The following is an 18,463-nucleotide window of genomic DNA, read 5'->3' as shown; positions in this document are numbered from 1 at the left end:
AATTAAACAATAACCGCAGTTGTTAAACGTGAAATACAGACTTTACGGTCAGCGTCATCAAAAATTTCTATTGACCATACTTGATGTGTACGACCTAAATGAATAGGTTTACAGACACCTTTTACAACCCCTTCTTTTACTGCTCGCATATGGTTGGCATTAATTTCTAAACCCACCACTTTTTGTTCACCTTCTGTGCATAAATAGCCAGCAATTGACCCTAAGGTTTCAGCTAATACCACAGAGGCGCCACCATGTAATAAACCAAAAGGCTGTTTAGTACGCTGATCTACTGGCATGGTGCCTTCAAGATAATCCTCACCCAGTGCGGTGAGTTCTATACCAAGGTGCCCCACCATATTATTTGGGCTAATATGATTAAGTTGTCCTAATGTTGTTTTTCGTTTCCATATCATTGCATAATCTCCAAAAGCGCCTGTAGTGGATGTTTTAACTCAATATTATCAATACGTTTTACTTGGCTACGACAAGAATATCCGGTACTCAAGCAACGTGCTGTAGGGAGTGTTTTCAATGCATTTCCCCATGACAGTTGATAAATTCCCAATGAATTTTTATAGTTATTCACTTCATGCCCATAAGTGCCCGCCATACCACAGCACCCCGTAGTTACCACTTCAAGTGGTTGACCATAACGTTGGAATATCGCTTGCCACTGTTGCATACTTTGCGGTAATGCCGTTGACTCAGTACAATGACTAAAAAGATACCATTTTTCAGCATCTTCGCAGATCTCAATCGGCTCACTGACTAACTGATTTAGCCACTCATGAACCAGTTGAACCTTAAAGTTACCGCGTTTATCCCCTAATATCTCCCGATATTCATCGCGGTAGCAAAGGACTAAAGCGGGGTCGACTCCTACCATTGGAATGGACAACTGTGCAACTCGATTAAGCATCGTTGCTGTTTTTTGTGCAGTTTTACTAAATTGCTGTAAAAAGCCCTTAATATGCTGTGCTTTTCCGTTAGGTGAAAAAGGCAATAGCACAGGTTTAAAACCAATTTTTTCAATCAATTTAATAAAGTCAGCAACTACTTTAGCATCGTAATAACTGGTAAATGGATCTTGTACCACGATAACATAATAGCTTCGTTGCTTTTCTGATAACTGCTCTAACTCTTCCAAGGTCATCGTTAACGCGCTATGTCCAGCTAACTGCTGCTTTAATGTCGGAGATGACAATAGAGGCAGATCTATCATACCAATAGTACGTTTACTCAACGATTGCACCAATGGTTGCTTAATAAAGAAATTAAACAGACTTGGTACTTTTGCCATTAACGGTGTGGTGAGTTCGACATTTGCCACAATATGATCTTTTAGCGGACGTAGATAGCGTTGATGATATAACTGAGTAAATTTGGCTCTAAATGATGGCACGTCAATTTTAATCGGGCATTGTGTAGAGCACGCTTTACAGGCTAAACAACCATTCATTGCTATTTTAACCTCATGAGAGAAATCATATTCTCCACGTTTAGCTTTCCATGTATTGCGTGTTTTTTCAATCAATCCCCGTAAGCTAGGTTTATTATTTGTAAGACTTGTTTCTAACTGCTGAGGGCTTACTCCTTGCTCTGTAAGTAGACGTAACCACTCTCTGACTAATGTCGCTCTGCCTTTAGGTGAATGAATACGTTGTCCAGTTATTTTCATAGAAGGACACATTGGACTTTTAACATCAAAGTTAAAACATAATCCATTACCATTACACTCTAATGCACCGCGAAAATCTTCGCGAACCGATACAGGAATGGTGCGATCAAATGTGCCGCGTTTAATAGCATCGACCTGTTTCATTGGCGCCTCAACCTCAAGAGGAGGACATATTTTCCCTGGGTTAAGTCTATTTCGAGGATCGAACACCGTTTTTATTTGACGTAATTCGTGATAAAGGGTTTCGCCAAAGAATTCTGGACTATATTGCGCTCTAAAGCCTTTTCCATGCTCCCCCCATAGTAAGCCACCATATTTCGCCGTTAATGCAACAATCTCATCAGAAATGGTTTTCATGAGTTGTTCTTGTTGCGGATCACACATATCTAAAGCAGGTCTCACATGCAATACGCCAGCATCAACATGACCAAACATACCGTAATTGAGCTGATAACTATCAAGTAATGCCCTAAATTCAGTAATATAATCCGCTAAATGCTCTGGTGGCACACAGGTATCTTCAACAAAAGGAATGGGTTTAGCATGCCCTTGAGCATTACCTAATAGCCCTACTGCTTTTTTACGCATGGCATAAATACGGTTAATATCGGCGAGGTTATCACAAACCTGATAACCGATAACGCCCCCTTCGCCATTATTCATCAGCTTATCTAAGCGCTGACATAAATCCTCCACTTGTGAGGCAATCAGTGTTTTATCATCACCGGCAAACTCAACAATATTTAGCCCTTGCATATCTTTATCGGGCACATCCGTAATCAATGCATTAACGGAATGCCAGACAATATCTTCTCGAGCAAGGTTTAATACTTTGGAGTCAACAGTTTCAACAGAAAGCGCCTTTGCTTTTACTAAAAACGGCGCGTTACGCAATGCGGAATCAAATGAGTCATACTTCACATTCACTAAACTGCGCTGCTTTGGAATGGGGGTAATATCGAGTGTTGCCTCGGTAATAAAGGCCAAAGTCCCTTCTGAGCCGGTTAGAATACGCGTAAGATCAAAATGCTTCATGTCATCGCTAAACACATGGCGTAAATCATAGCCCGTTAAAAAGCGATTCAATTTAGGAAATTTTTCGAGAATAAGCTGACGTTGTGCTTTGCAACGGGATAATACCGTTTGATATATCCGACCAACAGCAGAATCTTCTTTCGCAATAGTTTCAGCTAAAGCGCTGTCCATCGCGCGAGTTTCAAGCAATTCTCCGCCTAGTAAAACGGCTCTGACGCCTAATACATGATCGGAGGTTTTGCCATATACCATAGAGCCTTGCCCTGAAGCATCGGTATTGATCATTCCCCCTAATGTCGCACGATTACTGGTAGACAGTTCTGGCGCAAAAAAGAAGCCATAGGGTTTTAAAAACAGATTAAGTTCATCTTTTATCACACCGGCTTCTACCTTTACCCATCGCTGTTCTGGGTTTATCTCAATAATACGTTTCATATAACGAGATAAATCCACCACGATACCCTCGGTTAACGCTTGACCATTAGTGCCGGTTCCGCCACCTCTTGGTGTCAAAGAGAGGGAATGAAAACGAGGTTCATCCACTAAACGTGCTACAATAGTCACATCCGCTGTGGAACGAGGAAAAATAACCGCCTGTGGTAGCAACTGATAAATACTGTTATCTGTTGCCATAGTGAGTCTATCGGCATAAGTGCTCGATATATCACCTGTAAAACCATTTTGTCGGAGTGTATTTAAAAATTCGGTTGTGAGTTCACTGACTTGCGGTGCTTGCGATATACGTGGGATCATTTGTTATAGCTCTTTAATCTAATTTATCCACATTGCTTTATTAAAACTATCTCAATGTATGCCAAGAGGTGCAATAATTTGAATTTGCACTTTCAGACCGATACCTGTTCACCTTATCATACAATTCTGGCAAATTGCGTAGTGACATAAACAACATGATATTTGCCATGTTTATTCATCTGCTTTTAGCATTTTATTCGTGTAGGGATTTAAAATCATGGAAAAACCGCAGATCCATACAGATATACCCAAAATTTTATTCACCGTTCTTTTTATTTCTTTTTTTATTATCGGTAGTTTTTGGATCCTGAATCCTTTTATCGTTGGTTTTATTTGGGCTGGCATGATAGTGGTTGCCACTTGGCCTTTACTCATTATTTTAGAAAAACGAGTAAAATATCGCTGGCTATCAACCATGATCATGATGATTTTAATATTACTGATTTTCGTCATTCCGATTATTTTGTTAATTAGTAGTGTTATTGACAACAGTGCTCCATTGATTGAACTAGCAAAATCACCTTCAGATATTCAACCACCACAACTGCTATGGTTGAAAGAGATCCCCATGGTTGGTAATACGCTCTATGAAACTTGGCACTCTATTCTCGTTTCTGGTGGTAATGCCTTAATGGCGAAGATCCAACCCTATATTGGACAAGCAGCAAATTGGTTCTTTGCACAAGCCTTAAATATTGGCCGTTTTGCGCTTCACTTAGTTGTCATGTTACTTTTTTCAGGATTACTCTTTTTACAAGGTGAAAATGTTGTTGCTTGGTTACGCCATTTTGCTGTGCGTCTTGCCGGACAACGGGGTGATGCAGCCATTTTATTAGCTTCCATGTCAATTCGCGCAGTGGCGCTGGGTGTGGTGTTAACTGCGCTGATCCAAGCCGTTATTGGTGGCATTGGCTTAGGTATTTCGGGTGTGCCTTATGCCACAGTGTTAACGGTATTGATGTTTATTTGTTGTCTTGCGCAATTAGGACCTTTGTTCGTTCTGGTTCCTTCTATTCTATGGCTATTTTGGACCGGTGATACTACATGGGGTATCGTCATGATCATTTGGGGTGGGATTGTGGCGACGATGGATGGTGTACTACGTCCATTCCTCATCAAAATGGGAGCTGACCTACCTATGGTACTAATTTTGACCGGTGTTATCGGTGGTATTTTAACACTCGGTATGATTGGTCTGTTTATTGGCCCTGTTGTATTAGCCGTAGCACACAGTTTATTGAATGCGTGGATCAATGAAGTTCCTAAACCCGATCCAGATTTAACAGAAACTGTAGAATTTATGAATAAAAACTTTATAGAAAAAGAGTAAATAATATAAAAGCATGTAAGTATCAACACTTACATGCTTTATAAGTATTACTTAAAACTTTAATAAAGATTATCAATTTATGAGTATTTTATTATTTTTATATCTTGAAATTTACAATTTGAAACAATTCTTATTTTTTTAAACCTGTTTGCTACCAGCGAGTTATATTCACTTCTTTATATCCTAATATTTTTTTGATTGAGATAATTCTTAGAGAATAATTAACTCATTTCTCTTAATATAAATCTCATCGAAACGAATGTTTCATTTAATTAATGGTTTTGCCTATTTTATTAATAGATTAAAAGGCGAGACCAAAGTATATAAAATATTGCTGTGTGTAGTCTTTGCCTGTCAGCCCATGATAGGCTTTTTTTTTATCTATTATTTATAAATAGTATAAAAAAAGCTCACATTATTTTGTGAGCTTTTAATTATTCAATAATAATATAATTATTGTTGTGCTAATTTCACCCAGGTTTTAATTACGGTATCTGGGTTTAAAGATAAGCTATCAATACCCTCTTCCATTAACCATTGTGCAAAATCTTCATGGTCAGAAGGGCCCTGTCCGCAGATCCCGACGTATTTACCTTGACGTTTCGCTGATTGAATTGCCATAGATAATAGCGCTTTTACCGCATCATTACGTTCATCAAACAGTGATGAGACGACACCAGAATCACGATCTAAGCCCAATGTTAGCTGAGTCATATCATTAGAGCCGATAGAGAAACCATCAAAATGAGCCAAGAATTGATCGGCTAATAAAGCATTGGATGGAATTTCACACATCATAATCACTTTTAAGCCATTCTCACCACGTTTTAAACCATTACGTGCTAACTCATCTATCACTTCTTCTGCTTGGCGCACCGTACGTACAAATGGGATCATCACTTCCACGTTAGTTAATCCCATCTCATTACGCACACGTTTCACTGCTTCACACTCGAGTGCAAAACAACGACGGAAATCATCCGATACGTAACGACCCGCACCACGGAAACCTAACATAGGGTTTTCTTCATCAGGCTCATAGCGATCGCCACCGACTAAGTTTGCATACTCATTTGATTTAAAATCAGATAAGCGAACAATGACACGTTTTGGCCAGAATGCTGCAGCGAGTGTTGCGATACCTTCGGTTAATTTACCAATATAATATTCAACAGGTGATGCATAACCCGCCATCATTTCATCAATTTCAGCTTTTAGTGCATCTGTTTGATCTTCGTATTCGAGTAAAGCGCGAGGATGCACACCAATCATACGGTTGATAATAAACTCTAAACGCGCAAGGCCTACCCCATCATTTGGTAACCCAGCAAAGTCAAAGGCGCGATCAGGATTACCGACGTTCATCATGATTTTTAAGCCAAGTTCTGGCATGTTATCGATTGCGGAGCTTTGAATAGAAAAATCGAGTTTCCCATCATAAACAAATCCGGTATCCCCTTCAGCACAAGAGACGGTGACCACTTGCCCTTCGCTAATACACTCCGTCGCATCGCCACAACCTACCACTGCTGGAATACCTAATTCACGAGCAATAATTGCCGCATGACAGGTTCTTCCACCACGATTAGTCACAATCGCAGAGGCTTTTTTCATGATAGGCTCCCAATCAGGATCTGTCATATCGGTGACCAACACATCACCCGCCTCTATTCTATCCATCTCACTTAAGTTATGGATAACCTTAACCGTACCACTACCAATACGATGACCAATTGCACGACCTTCTACAATCACAGTGCCTGTTTCATTTAACTGATAGCGTTCCATAACTTGTTGGTTAGAACGAACTGTTTCTGGACGCGCTTGAACAATATATAGACGACCATTATGACCATCTTTAGCCCACTCGATATCCATTGGACGTCCATAATGTTGTTCAATCAATACCGCTTGTTTTGCTAGCTCTTGCACTTCATCATCAGTTAAAGAGAAACGATTGCGCAATGCTTCTGGCGTATCTTCAATACGGACTTGTTTACCATGCTCAATGCTATCGGCATAAACCATTTGGATCTTTTTAGAACCTAGGTTACGGCGCACAATTGCCGGTAAACCTTTCGCCAAAGTTGGTTTATGAACATAGAATTCATCTGGGTTAACTGCCCCCTGAACCACCATTTCCCCTAAACCATAAGCAGAGGTAATAAAGACTACTTGATCAAAGCCTGATTCAGTATCAATAGTAAACATCACCCCTGATGAAGCTAAATCAGAGCGAACCATACGTTGGACACCTGCAGATAAAGCAACACCGCGGTGATCGTAGCCTTGGTGAACACGATAAGAGATTGCGCGATCATTAAACAGTGAAGCAAACACATGTTTAATCGCAACTAAAATTGCATCGATACCTTGAACGTTTAAAAATGTCTCTTGTTGGCCGGCAAAAGAAGCATCAGGCATATCTTCAGCGGTTGCTGATGATCGTACTGCAAATGAGGCTTCAGATTCACCTTCACTTAAGGTCTGATAAGCATCACGAATATCTTTCTCAAACTGAGGGGTAAAAGGTGTATCAATCACCCATTGGCGAATTTGGTTACCCGCTTGTGCTAATTGATTAACATCATCAACATCAATACTATCGAGTAGCTCATAAATACGCTGATTAATACCACTTTGTTCCAGAAAATCATTAAACGCTTGCGCTGTGGTGGCAAATCCATTAGGAACAGACACACCCAGTTCCGCAAGATTAGTGATCATTTCACCGAGGGAAGCATTTTTCCCACCAACACGATCAACGTCATTCATACCCAATTGGTTATACCAAAGTACATTGCACGGGGTGAGGCTATTGCTGGACATTGAGAACAATCCTTTTTTAAACAAATGAGAGAGAGAAAAAAAAGAAAAACCCGCTGTCAAAACGACAACATAAATAAGCGTATCACAATGTTATGGAGAATATAGAAAGGTGAATCGATCAACCAGAAAACTTTATTTTTTTATCCTTTATAATCACTAAAAATACTATAGATAATATTGTCTGAATTGCTAATTCAGCTAAAAAAAAGGTGAGAGGAATGATATTAAGTTTGAATTCAATTAACTGTGATAATAATGAACTTGTTGATAGAACTGTTTTTTTTATCTCTGACGGCACCGCTATTACTGCAGAAGTCTTAGGCCATGCGGTACTCTCACAATTTCCATTAAAAATGAAAAGCTATACCTTACCTTTTGTATCTTCTGTAGAAAGAGCAGAAGAAATAAAAAATAAGATTAATGAAATTTATAAAAAAAGTGGCGCCAAGCCTCTGGTTTTCTACTCTATTATTAGTCCTGATGTAAAACGAATAATAAATAGTAGTGAAGGATTCTGTCAGGATATTGTGCAGTCATTAGTTCTCCCCTTAGAAAAAGAAATTGGCGTTCAAGCGCTACCTCAATTAAATAAAACGCACGGTTTAACGGAAAAAAATCTCAGCAAATATGATGCTCGAATTGCTGCTATTGAATACACTTTATCTCATGATGATGGGATCTCTTTACGCAATCTCGACCAAGCGCAAGTGATCTTAATCGGTGTCTCACGCTGCGGTAAAACCCCTACCAGTTTATATTTAGCGATGCAATTTGGCATTCAAGCGGCTAATTACCCTTTTACTGCTGATGATATGGATTTTTTAAAATTGCCTCCTGAATTAAAAGAGTATCAACATAAATTGTTTGGCTTAACCATTGCTCCAGAACGCCTTGCTGCTATCCGTAGCGAACGTCGTGAAAACAGTCGTTATGCATCTATTCGTCAATGTCGTATTGAATTAGCGGAAGTTGAAGCGCTATTTAGGAAAAATAACATTCCTTACCTAAATACGACAAACTACTCTGTTGAAGAAATTTCCACTAAGGTAATTGATTCTATGGGATTAGCCAGAAGAATGTTCTAGAGACAGTAAGTCATTTTTTATTTATTTTTCACCAATAACAGTGTTGAAATTAGCTGAATTTCGTTTATTGTGATCTTAATCACTGGGTAGACTTACCCTGTATTTTTATTGAGATAAATTATGTTAAAAACAGACGAATTACGGACAAAGGCTTTAGCCAGCCTAGTAACGCCGGAAACGTTAGCTAATGAGTTACCCATCTCACAAGAGATTATCAGTAATATCACTTCTGCCCGTCAACGCATTGAAGCTATTCTCACTGGTGAAGATAAACGACTATTAGTTATTATTGGCCCTTGCTCTATACATGATCCCAAGGCGGCTAAAGAGTACGCAACAAAACTAAATCAACAAAAAGCGCGTTTTCATGACCGTCTAGAAATCGTGATGAGAACCTATTTTGAAAAACCGCGTACCGTTATTGGTTGGAAAGGCCTTATTTCTGATCCTTTCCTTGATAACTCTTGTAATGTTAATGAAGGCATTCGTATTGCAAGGAAACTGCTAATTGAGATCAACGCATTAGGACTCCCCACAGCCACTGAATTTCTTGATATGGTCACGGGGCAATATATTGCAGATTTAATCAGTTGGGGGGCTATCGGGGCAAGAACAACAGAGAGTCAAGTTCACCGTGAAATGGCCTCCGCCCTCTCTTGCCCTGTGGGATTTAAAAATGGCACTGACGGTAATATACGCATTGCGATAGATGCCATTCGTGCCGCTCGTGCTAGTCACACCTTTTTATCACCTGATAAAACGGGACGTATGACAATTTACCAAACCAGCGGAAATCCCTACGGTCATATTATTATGCGTGGCGGTAAAAAGCCTAATTATCATGCCAGTGATGTAGCAGATGCTGTTGATGCACTGAAACAACTTGATTTACCTGAACACTTGGTCATCGATTTTAGCCATGGTAATTGTGAAAAAATTCATCGTCGCCAACTTGAAGTTGCACGCAATGTCGCTCAACAAATTACGGATGGTTCACAAGCTATTGTTGGTGTTATGGCAGAAAGCTTTTTACAAGAGGGATCACAGAAAGTCACAGCAGATAAGGTGCTGACCTATGGACAATCGATCACTGATCCTTGTCTCAGTTGGGAAGATACCGAACAATTACTGGAATTATTAGCTCAAGCGGTTGAAAGTCGATTTAAATAATATCGCCAAAAAGGAGAGTGTTACCTCTCCTTTTTAACTTACACAAAAAGTCGTTATCCATCTTCATTAAGATTAAGCTTTACCTTCTCCCACACTAATCAACTGTATGATTTTTATTCTAACATCCTATTTTGTTGTTCTTTTGTTACTAATCATCTTAAATTTAGGCGTTTACGTTAAAAAAAGCTTGTCTAAAATATCCTGATAACGATAATGATTATCATAATCATAACCTCTATCAGTATTGCTATTAAAATGAATAAAAATGTTCATAATTTAAACGATTCATCGATAACACGTGAAACAAGCTCCCCAGTCATTCAATCTATAAATAGCATAGAATTACTGGGTAAATCGGGCGTGGTTTATATTCAACATAACGGAGAGTTGTATCAGTTACGCCAAACAAAAACAGGAAAACTTATCCTAACAAAATAAATATTTAATCCCTTTTCGCAAGCCACCTATTTTGCTAGGCAGCCAGCTAATTCACTCCATATACAAGGACTTTTATGGATATTAATGGTATGTCTATGCTGAAAAGAAATTTCAAATACTCCACATTAGCTACAGCAATTTGTCTGTTATACGCGCCGACTACTTTTGCTCATATTGAAAAAGTAGAGACAGATACATTGACTGTTATTGGGCAACAAGACAATCAAATAACGGATTTTCAATCTGTCGTCGATACCCGTTCAGCACAAGCTCAAACCGCATCTACCACGGGGCAATTGTTAAAACAAATCCCGGGGATCACCGTATCAGGGACGGGGATCGCCAATGGTGGCAATATTATGATGCGTGGTTACGATCAAAGAGGTGTCAAAATCTTTGTGGATGGTATTCATCAACCTATTGATAATACTATGAACAAGCTTGGTGGCCTTTTTATTGAACCTTCACTTATTTCGCGCGTTAAAGTCAAACATGGTGGCTCTTCGGTTAAACATGGAAGTGGCGCGCTAGGTGGCGTTGTATCGTTCTCAACTCTCCATCCAAATGAGTTATTAGACGCCAATAAAAACCTTGGTGCTAAATTATTTAGCTCATTCTCTTCTGCGGATAAACATTTTTCTTATGGTGGTGTGATCGCAGGTAGACATCAGTTAGTGGAAGGGTTATTGGCTTATAGCCAAAGAGAGCGTGGCCCAATACGTATTGCTGATGACTCAATATTAAATAACCACGAACGTATCAAAAATTATTTTGCAAAAGCCTATGTTTACCCTACAGAGGAACAAACCGTTATTTTTTCTGCCCGTCAATATAATAATGCAGGAGAGCAAAGAGAAGTTTTAAATCGAATGGGAGGGTTTGGAAAAAGAGACAGTAATAATATGTATCGAGCCACCAAACAAAATGATATCTCACTCACCTATCATTTAAATCCAAATAATTATGATTGGCTCGATCTGAGCACTCAACTTTATTATTCTCAGTTTAAAATTGCGCATACGTTTCTGACGGATACACGCAAAGAAATATATCCAGACATAGAAAGTGTGCTAGGTAATTCTGAAAAACGTACCCAATATACCTATGGTATGAAAGTAGAAAACGCCTTTAATTTAAATTACTTTCAAGATAGGTTGACTCAATCTGTGATTATCGGCATTGATGCTGAAAAACAGAAGATGGTATCGAATAATAAGGCTAAAAATTTCCCTTTATCACATATGGATAATGCCTCAGGTTGGGTTCATAACACGTTCAATACCCCTCTATTACCCATTACTTTAATTGCGGGTCTTCGTTACAACTATTATCAAAATGTCCCTGATAACAGTAAAACTTTAGATTACTACAAAGACTTAAATAAAAAAGGAGACATGACCTCCGCCGACAAATATCAAGAAACATATCAAAATATTTCTAAAAATATTGCGTTACGTCTCACACTGACCAAATGGTTACAGATCTATTCTTCTTATTCTGTTGCCTTTAGGGCGCCGACTTTAAGCGAAATGTATAATGACTCAGTACATTTCACTATAATTTCCCCTTTTAATAAGAAAAGCTATGATGCTCGTTGGGTTCCAAATTCCACATTAGAACCAGAGACGAATAGAACATGGGAACATGGTATCAATTTACAAAAAAATGCGTTGATTTTTACCAATGACCAGATAAACATTAAAGCTTCATATTACAGCACTGAATCGATTGACCACATTACTTATCAACAGTGGTATCATAGTCGTAAGCCTATCCAATTAAAAAATAGTCATATTGCGTTATCTCCCATTAAAGATGCTCGTGAACCTTTATTATTTCAATCAGTTAACTTGCCTAAAGCGCTTATTCACGGCTTTGATTTAAGATTGCTATATTCTCATCCATACATCGCTATGGGGGTAAATTACAATCAAACTAAAACCTTGGAACTGTCGTCTCTAGAGACTATTTCAATGGTGCGCCCTGAAACATTAACCGCTTTTATAAATGTACCCATTATCAAAACACCATTTTCTGTTGCTTGGTCAGGAAAGTTTGCCGGTCCAACGGCCAAAAAAGGCACACATAAATACCCTGGTTCAGAGGAAGTGACTACTCGATTAAAAGAAGATCTTCAGCAATACCCTGGCTATGGTGTGCATAGTTTTGCAGTCAACTATCAATCCAATAATAAAGATATACAAGCCTCATTGGTACTCGATAATGCATTCAACAAAGTGTATTACTCAACGGTAGGTGTGCCTCAAGAAGCTAGAAATATCAAAATGTCTGTCAGTTATCGCTGGTAAACAATAAAAAGAGCAATGATTTTTATCATAACGGGCTGTTGAGTTTAGCAGCCCATTTTAATAACGGAGATCGACCTGTATGTCTCAATCATCGCGATGCATAAAGGTGAGTGTTTTAGTTGTTGCAACAGCGATTAGCAGTGCATTCGCTGAAAATAAAAATCAAATCTATGGAGAAAAAAATAGCGGGGAGAGAAACACACAAATAATAACGGTTTATGCAACAGGTAACGAGCGAGATAGCTTTACATTACCAATGATGTCGACCGTCATAAAAAATAACAGTGCTTGGACAGAAACGGCAGGAAGTGCCACTGAATTGTTGCGTCATATACCGGGCATTTCAATATCAGGAGCTGGCCGCACAAACGGTGAAACTATCAGTATGCGTGGCTACAGTAGTAACGGTGTTTTGACACTAGTAGATGGCATACGCCAAGGTACTGATACAGGTCATATTGACAGTATTTTTGTCGATCCTCTACTCATTAAACAAGTTGAAGTGGTTCGTGGCCCTTCAGCACTTTTATATGGAAGCGGTGCCCTCGGTGGGGTTGTGGCATATGATACCGTTGATGCCAGCGACTTGCTTGCAAAAAATGAACATGGTGGTGTGCGTGTTACAGCCCTTGGTAATACGGCACAACAGAGTCAAGGATTTGGCATTACCGCTTTTGGTCAACAAGACAATTTCGATGGATTACTCGCCCTCTCCGCTCGTGATAAAGGTACAACTCGCTATGGAGGCGGTTATCGTGCGCAAAACGATGAAACAATCATTAACTTATTATCTAAAGGACGTTGGTTTATTGATGATAGCAATACGTTAAGTGGCCAATTACGCTATTATCATAACAACGCACAACAGCCTAAGGATCCACAACTCGCCAATAACCCAACACTGGCTAATGTAGCGACAAATCGTACTACAACACAAAAAGATGCACAGTTAACCTATCAATATCATCCTAGTGATATGTCATGGATTAACCTAAAAACACAAGCCTATTACAGCGAGGTAGATATTAATGCGAAAACACAACAAAAAGGATTTGAAGGTAGAGAGCAAAAAACCTATGGCATTAAAATTGAAAATCGCACTCAATTAGCCACCTACCCCTTTGCTGCTCACGCTTTAACTTATGGCGGTGAGATCTATAAGCAAAAGCAATCACCCAGTGCAAATGCCGAAAGCTTCCCTAAAGCAGATATTCGTTTTATGTCAGGCTGGTTACAAGATGAAATGACTTTACGTGATGTACCCATTTCATTCATCGTCGGTACAAGGTTTGATAAATATAGCAGTCAAAATGATCGTTATGATGACATCAGCGCTGATAAATGGTCATCAAAAGGAGCCGTTAGTATTACACCCACAGATTGGTTAATGCTTTATACCTCTTATGCTCAAGCTTTTAGAGCACCAACAATTGGCGAGATGTATAACGATGCTAAACATTTTGATGCCCCATTCCCCGGAGCACCAACCAATTACTGGCGCCCTAACCCTAATTTAAAGCCCGAAACCAATTCAACAACTGAATACGGGTTCGGTTTTCAATTCGACGACTTATTATCTAATAATGATAATCTGAAAATTAAAGCTGCCCATTTCAATACGCGTGCAAAAGATTATATTGATACAGATGTCGCTATTTTTCAGGGATATACACAATCGACGAATATTCCAAGAGCAACTATTTGGGGTTGGGATATCGAGATGAATTATCAATCGAAGTTCTTTAGTTGGGATTTGGCTTATAACCATACAAAAGGAAAAGATAATGCCAGTAATGCCTCTATTACCTCTATTGAGCCAGATACATTAACCAGTCGCCTCGATATTCCCGTACCCAATAGTGATTTTTCCGTAGGTTGGGTGGGACAATTTACTAAAAAAACAGATTTTACAAAACATGATCGCTTTAATCGCCCGACCAATCGCCAACAAGCGGGTTATGGTGTCAATGATTTCTACCTCCGTTATGAAGGTAGTGCTTCATTAACAGGGCTAACAACCTCACTGGTACTGGGTAATGCATTTGATAAAAAATACTACTCTTCTGCGGGTATTCCTCAAGAGGGGCGCAATGCAAAAGTACTGGTGAGTTATCAATGGTAATTAACAATAAAATAAACGAAACAATAGGAGTTTCCGTGACTAAACCTCTTTATGAGAGCTACCTGCAAGCAAAAAATGAAAAAAAAGCATCTTATGCGCGTGATTTAGCAACTTACCTTAATGTAAGTGAAGCTGAGCTTACTCACGCGCGTGTTGGGCACGATGCTAAACGCTTACATGGTGATGTTCGTGATATTTTAACCGCTCTCGCAACCGTAGGCGAAGTGAAAGCCATTACTCGTAATGAAATTGCGGTTCATGAACATCTTGGTGAATATACCAATGCTCGTTTTAACGATCATGCAGGATTGATCTTAAACCCTCGAGCCCTCGATTTACGCTTTTTCTTCTCTCATTGGGCAAGTATCTTTGCATTAACCGAAGAGACGACTCGTGGCATTCGTCATAGTATTCAATTCTTTGATCTTCATGGTGATTCTCTCCATAAAGTGTATACCACTGATAATACTCATATGGACGCATGGAATACCTTAATCGATACTTATTTATCACCAGAAAATCCCGTATTAGAGATTACCCCCGCTAAACCTTTTACTGATGCACCGGTAACAACGGCATTAGCACAACAGTTAGAACAGCAATGGCGCTCGATGACTGACGTTCATCAATTCTTTAAAATCCTGCAAGAAAATAATCTCAGTCGCCAGCAAGCGTTCAAAGCGGTCAGTGATGATTTAGCTTATCAAGTAGATAATAGTGCCTTAAAAACATTATTAGCACTGGCGAAAGAAGTACAAAATGAAATTATGATTTTCGTGGGAAATCGAGGTTGTGTACAGATCTTTACCGGTAAAATTGATCGTTTAGTACCTCATCAATTTGAAAATAGTGAACAAGTATGGATTAACATTTTTAATCCTGCATTTACACTGCATTTAATTGAGAGCGAAATTGTGGAAAGCTGGATCACTCGTAAGCCAACCCAAGATGGTTTTGTCACAAGTCTTGAACTATTTGATAGCAAAGGTCAACAGATTGCTCAGCTCTATGGACAACGCACTGAGGGAACAAAAGAACAACAACAATGGCGTGAGCAACTCAACGCTCTTGCTAAAATAGCTTAATAGAAGGATAGCTCAATGAAAAAATGGCTTCTTTTGATCCTGTGTAGTTTGATGACATTCACCAGCCTCGCTAAACAACGTATTGTCACTATTGGTGGTGATATTACTGAAATTGTTTTTGCATTAGGTGCAGGCGATCAGGTCATTGCTAGAGATAGTACGAGTTTAGTACCAGAGCAAGTTAAATCATTACCCGATGTGGGTTATATGCGCATGCTCAATCCTGAAGGTATTCTTTCGGTTAAACCGACGCTGATTATTGCTAGCGAATTAGCTCGTCCTTCTTTTGCATTACGTCGTATCGAAAAAGCAGGTGTACCTGTTGAAACTATTACGGGTACACGTTCATTAGAAGCCATTAATGAAAAAATCGATGCCATTGCAACCCTCTTACAAAAAGAAACAGAGAGTCAGCAATTAAAAGAAAAGCTCACTCAATCTATTAATCAAATTGCCACGACGCCTATTGATAAAAAAATTATTTATATCATGAGCCATGGTGGTGTTGCCCCTATGGCTGCCGGTCAAAATACTGCTGCAGATACGATTATCACACTGGTAGGCGGAAAAAATGCTATGCAAGGTTTTAGTAGTTACCGCTTACTGTCACAAGAAGGGGTTATTGCCAGCCAGCCTGATATTTTGTTGGTCACTAAAGAGGGAATAAAAGGTATTGGAGGTATCGAAAAACTGTGGGACTTGCCCGGCATAAAGTACACCCCCGCAGGTAAAAATAAGCGCTATATCGTTGTTGATGATATGGGTTTATTAGGCTTTACCTTATCAACCCCCAAAGTTATGCAACAAATTCGTCAAGCATTGGAGCAATAATGTCTCGTTTTCGCTCACCGTGGATGAGTATTGCCATTTTACTCATCTTATTTACCATCATTACGCTTATTTCTGTTAATAGCGGCCCGCTAGCACTCTCATTTAGTACTTTATGGGATCGCTCTTTTGATGATATAGAGTGGCAAATTTGGCTTGATATTCGTTTACCTCGAGTACTATTAGCTATTCTCGTCGGTGGCGCTTTAGCCATATCAGGCACCATCATGCAAGGACTATTTAGAAACTCACTTGCCGATCCTGGATTACTAGGTATTAGCAGTGGTGCTGCGCTAATGGTCGCTATTGTGATTATTTTGCCCTTCTCTTTTTTATCCGTATTTTCTTTCTACAGTCATATTATTGCCGCCTTTATTGGCGGCTTAATAGTGGCAATGATTATTTTTTCATTGCATCAATTAAGTGATGGTAACTTGGCAAGATTGCTCCTAGCGGGAATTGCCATTAATGCGCTTTGTATGTCTTTTATTGGTGTATTGAGCTATATCAGCACAGATCAGCAACTGCGCCAATTTTCACTATGGATGATGGGCTCTTTAAGTAAAATAGACTGGAACACCTTGGCGATTGCAACTCTCGTGATTATTCCCATTAGTGCATTAGCCTGTTGGCAAGGTCATAAACTTAACCTATTACAACTCGGTGATGAAGAAGCACATTATTTAGGGTTAAATGTAAGAAAAACAAAATTTATTTTACTACTACTCAGTGCCATTTTAATCGGTTGTGCCGTTGCATTAAGTGGTGTTATTGGGTTTGTTGGTCTTGTGGTGCCCCACCTTATTCGTATGCGATTAGGCAGTAACCATATTTGGTTATTACCGGCCACCCTATTAGGGGGAGCAATACTCTTATTAGCCGCAGATACCCTGTCAAGAACCTTGGTATCCCCTGCGGAAATTCCTGTAGGACTTATTACCGGACTTCTTGGTGGACCTTATTTTCTTTGGCTTATTTTACGACAACCAGCAGGACGCATGTCATGATGGAAAATCAACACACTCCATTATTATATGGCAATAACTTGAGCTATAAAATCGGCAATAAAACTATTCTTGAGGATGTTTCTATTGCACTTAATACCGGTGAGCTTGTCACAATCATTGGTCCGAATGGTGCTGGGAAATCATCATTATTACGTTTATTGACCGGCTATACTCCCCCGACACAAGGAGAATGTTTTTTTAAAGGGAAAACTTACTCACAGTGGAATAGCCAATTATTAGCGCAAAACCGTGCTGTTATGCGACAAAACAGCCAGCTATCATTCTCTTTTTCTGTAGAAGAAGTCGTCGCTATGGGAAGAGCACCACATGGGCAAAAACATAAACAAATCGCAATAGAAACCGCGCTATTACAAACCAATTGTTTAAAGCTCAAAACAAGAGATTACCGTCAATTATCAGGTGGAGAACAACAAAGAGTGCAACTTGCTAGAGTGCTTGCTCAACTTTGGCAACCAACACCTGAGAATGTTGCGCTATTTCTTGATGAACCCACATCGGCACTTGACCTCTACCACCAGCAACAAAGTTTGCGTTTATTAAAGCAACTGGTCAAAACACAAAATTTGATGGTGTGTTGTGTTCTGCACGATCTCAACCTCGCCTCCCTTTATGCTGATCGTATTTTATTACTGCATCAGGGAAAATTAGTTTGCGAAGGTACACCTCAAGATGTGCTCACCGCTGAGAATATTGAAAAATGGTATGGCGCCGAGGTCAGTATTAATACTCATCCTGAATTATCTCAACCTCAAGTTTTTTTACGCCCATAA

The 18,463-nt window shown here is 39.3% G+C and carries 13 protein-coding genes; 10 read left to right on the top strand and 3 right to left on the bottom strand.

Annotated features, from left to right (window positions below):
* Positions 1-2 precede the first annotated feature (2 nt).
* Both HMPREF3129_RS03240 and ydiJ read right to left on the bottom strand, forming a co-directional pair.
* Positions 3-416 carry a hotdog fold thioesterase gene (locus HMPREF3129_RS03240; protein WP_004243169.1) on the bottom strand — a complete coding sequence of 138 codons (414 nt, stop codon included), beginning with the start codon at positions 414-416 and terminating at the stop codon, positions 3-5.
* A complete protein-coding gene (ydiJ, locus tag HMPREF3129_RS03235; protein ID WP_070486774.1) occupies positions 413-3,469 on the bottom strand; it encodes a D-2-hydroxyglutarate dehydrogenase YdiJ in 3,057 nt (1,018 codons plus the stop codon). Before ydiJ ends, HMPREF3129_RS03240 begins: the two co-directional genes overlap by 4 nt.
* Before the next feature lie 217 nt (positions 3,470-3,686).
* Here ydiJ and ydiK point away from each other — a divergent pair, with 217 nt between their 5' ends.
* Positions 3,687-4,799 (top strand): AI-2E family transporter YdiK, encoded by a 1,113-nt coding sequence (gene ydiK, locus HMPREF3129_RS03230; protein ID WP_004243171.1) that lies wholly within the window; start codon positions 3,687-3,689, stop codon positions 4,797-4,799.
* A gap of 453 nt (positions 4,800-5,252) precedes the next feature.
* Here ydiK and ppsA read toward each other — a convergent pair whose 3' ends face one another.
* Positions 5,253-7,628 carry a phosphoenolpyruvate synthase gene (ppsA, locus tag HMPREF3129_RS03225; protein ID WP_004243172.1) on the bottom strand — a complete coding sequence of 792 codons (2,376 nt, stop codon included), beginning with the start codon at positions 7,626-7,628 and terminating at the stop codon, positions 5,253-5,255.
* 218 nt (positions 7,629-7,846) lie between these two features.
* On the opposite strand from ppsA, the gene ppsR reads away from it, so the two are divergent.
* The 9 genes from ppsR to HMPREF3129_RS03180 all read left to right on the top strand — a co-directional run bounded on the left by ppsR (position 7,847) and on the right by HMPREF3129_RS03180 (position 18,463).
* On the top strand, positions 7,847-8,713 hold the full coding sequence (gene ppsR, locus HMPREF3129_RS03220) for a posphoenolpyruvate synthetase regulatory kinase/phosphorylase PpsR (protein WP_004243173.1): 867 nt from the start codon (positions 7,847-7,849) through the stop codon (positions 8,711-8,713).
* 120 nt (positions 8,714-8,833) lie between these two features.
* A complete protein-coding gene (locus tag HMPREF3129_RS03215; RefSeq protein WP_004243174.1) occupies positions 8,834-9,883 on the top strand; it encodes a 3-deoxy-7-phosphoheptulonate synthase in 1,050 nt (349 codons plus the stop codon).
* 213 nt (positions 9,884-10,096) lie between these two features.
* Positions 10,097-10,321 (top strand): hemin uptake protein HemP, encoded by a 225-nt coding sequence (gene hemP / locus HMPREF3129_RS03210; protein ID WP_070486772.1) that lies wholly within the window; start codon positions 10,097-10,099, stop codon positions 10,319-10,321.
* Positions 10,322-10,395: 74 nt separating this feature from the next.
* Positions 10,396-12,630 carry a TonB-dependent receptor domain-containing protein gene (locus HMPREF3129_RS03205; protein WP_017628077.1) on the top strand — a complete coding sequence of 745 codons (2,235 nt, stop codon included), beginning with the start codon at positions 10,396-10,398 and terminating at the stop codon, positions 12,628-12,630.
* Positions 12,631-12,709: 79 nt separating this feature from the next.
* Positions 12,710-14,752 carry a TonB-dependent hemoglobin/transferrin/lactoferrin family receptor gene (locus tag HMPREF3129_RS03200; RefSeq protein ID WP_036918412.1) on the top strand — a complete coding sequence of 681 codons (2,043 nt, stop codon included), beginning with the start codon at positions 12,710-12,712 and terminating at the stop codon, positions 14,750-14,752.
* 35 nt (positions 14,753-14,787) lie between these two features.
* Positions 14,788-15,837 carry a hemin-degrading factor gene (locus HMPREF3129_RS03195; RefSeq protein WP_036918415.1) on the top strand — a complete coding sequence of 350 codons (1,050 nt, stop codon included), beginning with the start codon at positions 14,788-14,790 and terminating at the stop codon, positions 15,835-15,837.
* A 15-nt stretch (positions 15,838-15,852) separates the two neighbouring features.
* Positions 15,853-16,668 carry a heme/hemin ABC transporter substrate-binding protein gene (locus HMPREF3129_RS03190; protein WP_004243179.1) on the top strand — a complete coding sequence of 272 codons (816 nt, stop codon included), beginning with the start codon at positions 15,853-15,855 and terminating at the stop codon, positions 16,666-16,668.
* The gene (locus HMPREF3129_RS03185; RefSeq protein ID WP_004248185.1) at positions 16,668-17,672 is read left to right on the top strand and encodes a FecCD family ABC transporter permease; all 1,005 of its coding nucleotides are present in this window, start codon (positions 16,668-16,670) and stop codon (positions 17,670-17,672) included. The genes HMPREF3129_RS03190 and HMPREF3129_RS03185 overlap by 1 nt, the downstream gene beginning before the upstream one ends.
* Positions 17,669-18,463 (top strand): heme ABC transporter ATP-binding protein, encoded by a 795-nt coding sequence (locus HMPREF3129_RS03180; RefSeq protein WP_036918417.1) that lies wholly within the window; start codon positions 17,669-17,671, stop codon positions 18,461-18,463. Before HMPREF3129_RS03185 ends, HMPREF3129_RS03180 begins: the two co-directional genes overlap by 4 nt.

This window comes from Proteus sp. HMSC14B05, assembly GCF_001808035.1.
Taxonomy (GTDB): domain Bacteria; phylum Pseudomonadota; class Gammaproteobacteria; order Enterobacterales; family Enterobacteriaceae; genus Proteus; species Proteus mirabilis.
Note: the sequence above shows the minus strand (reverse complement) of the source record. Positions and strands in the feature narration are given on the sequence as shown.

Coding starts and splice junctions, on each gene's coding strand:
- HMPREF3129_RS03240 (WP_004243169.1), bottom strand. CDS start 416: ATGATATGGAAACGAAAAACAACATTAGGACAACTTAATCATATTAGC.
- ydiJ (WP_070486774.1), bottom strand. CDS start 3,469: ATGATCCCACGTATATCGCAAGCACCGCAAGTCAGTGAACTCACAACC.
- ydiK (WP_004243171.1), top strand. CDS start 3,687: ATGGAAAAACCGCAGATCCATACAGATATACCCAAAATTTTATTCACC.
- ppsA (WP_004243172.1), bottom strand. CDS start 7,628: ATGTCCAGCAATAGCCTCACCCCGTGCAATGTACTTTGGTATAACCAA.
- ppsR (WP_004243173.1), top strand. CDS start 7,847: ATGATATTAAGTTTGAATTCAATTAACTGTGATAATAATGAACTTGTT.
- HMPREF3129_RS03215 (WP_004243174.1), top strand. CDS start 8,834: ATGTTAAAAACAGACGAATTACGGACAAAGGCTTTAGCCAGCCTAGTA.
- hemP (WP_070486772.1), top strand. CDS start 10,097: ATGATTATCATAATCATAACCTCTATCAGTATTGCTATTAAAATGAAT.
- HMPREF3129_RS03205 (WP_017628077.1), top strand. CDS start 10,396: ATGGATATTAATGGTATGTCTATGCTGAAAAGAAATTTCAAATACTCC.
- HMPREF3129_RS03200 (WP_036918412.1), top strand. CDS start 12,710: ATGTCTCAATCATCGCGATGCATAAAGGTGAGTGTTTTAGTTGTTGCA.
- HMPREF3129_RS03190 (WP_004243179.1), top strand. CDS start 15,853: ATGAAAAAATGGCTTCTTTTGATCCTGTGTAGTTTGATGACATTCACC.
- HMPREF3129_RS03185 (WP_004248185.1), top strand. CDS start 16,668: ATGTCTCGTTTTCGCTCACCGTGGATGAGTATTGCCATTTTACTCATC.
- HMPREF3129_RS03180 (WP_036918417.1), top strand. CDS start 17,669: ATGATGGAAAATCAACACACTCCATTATTATATGGCAATAACTTGAGC.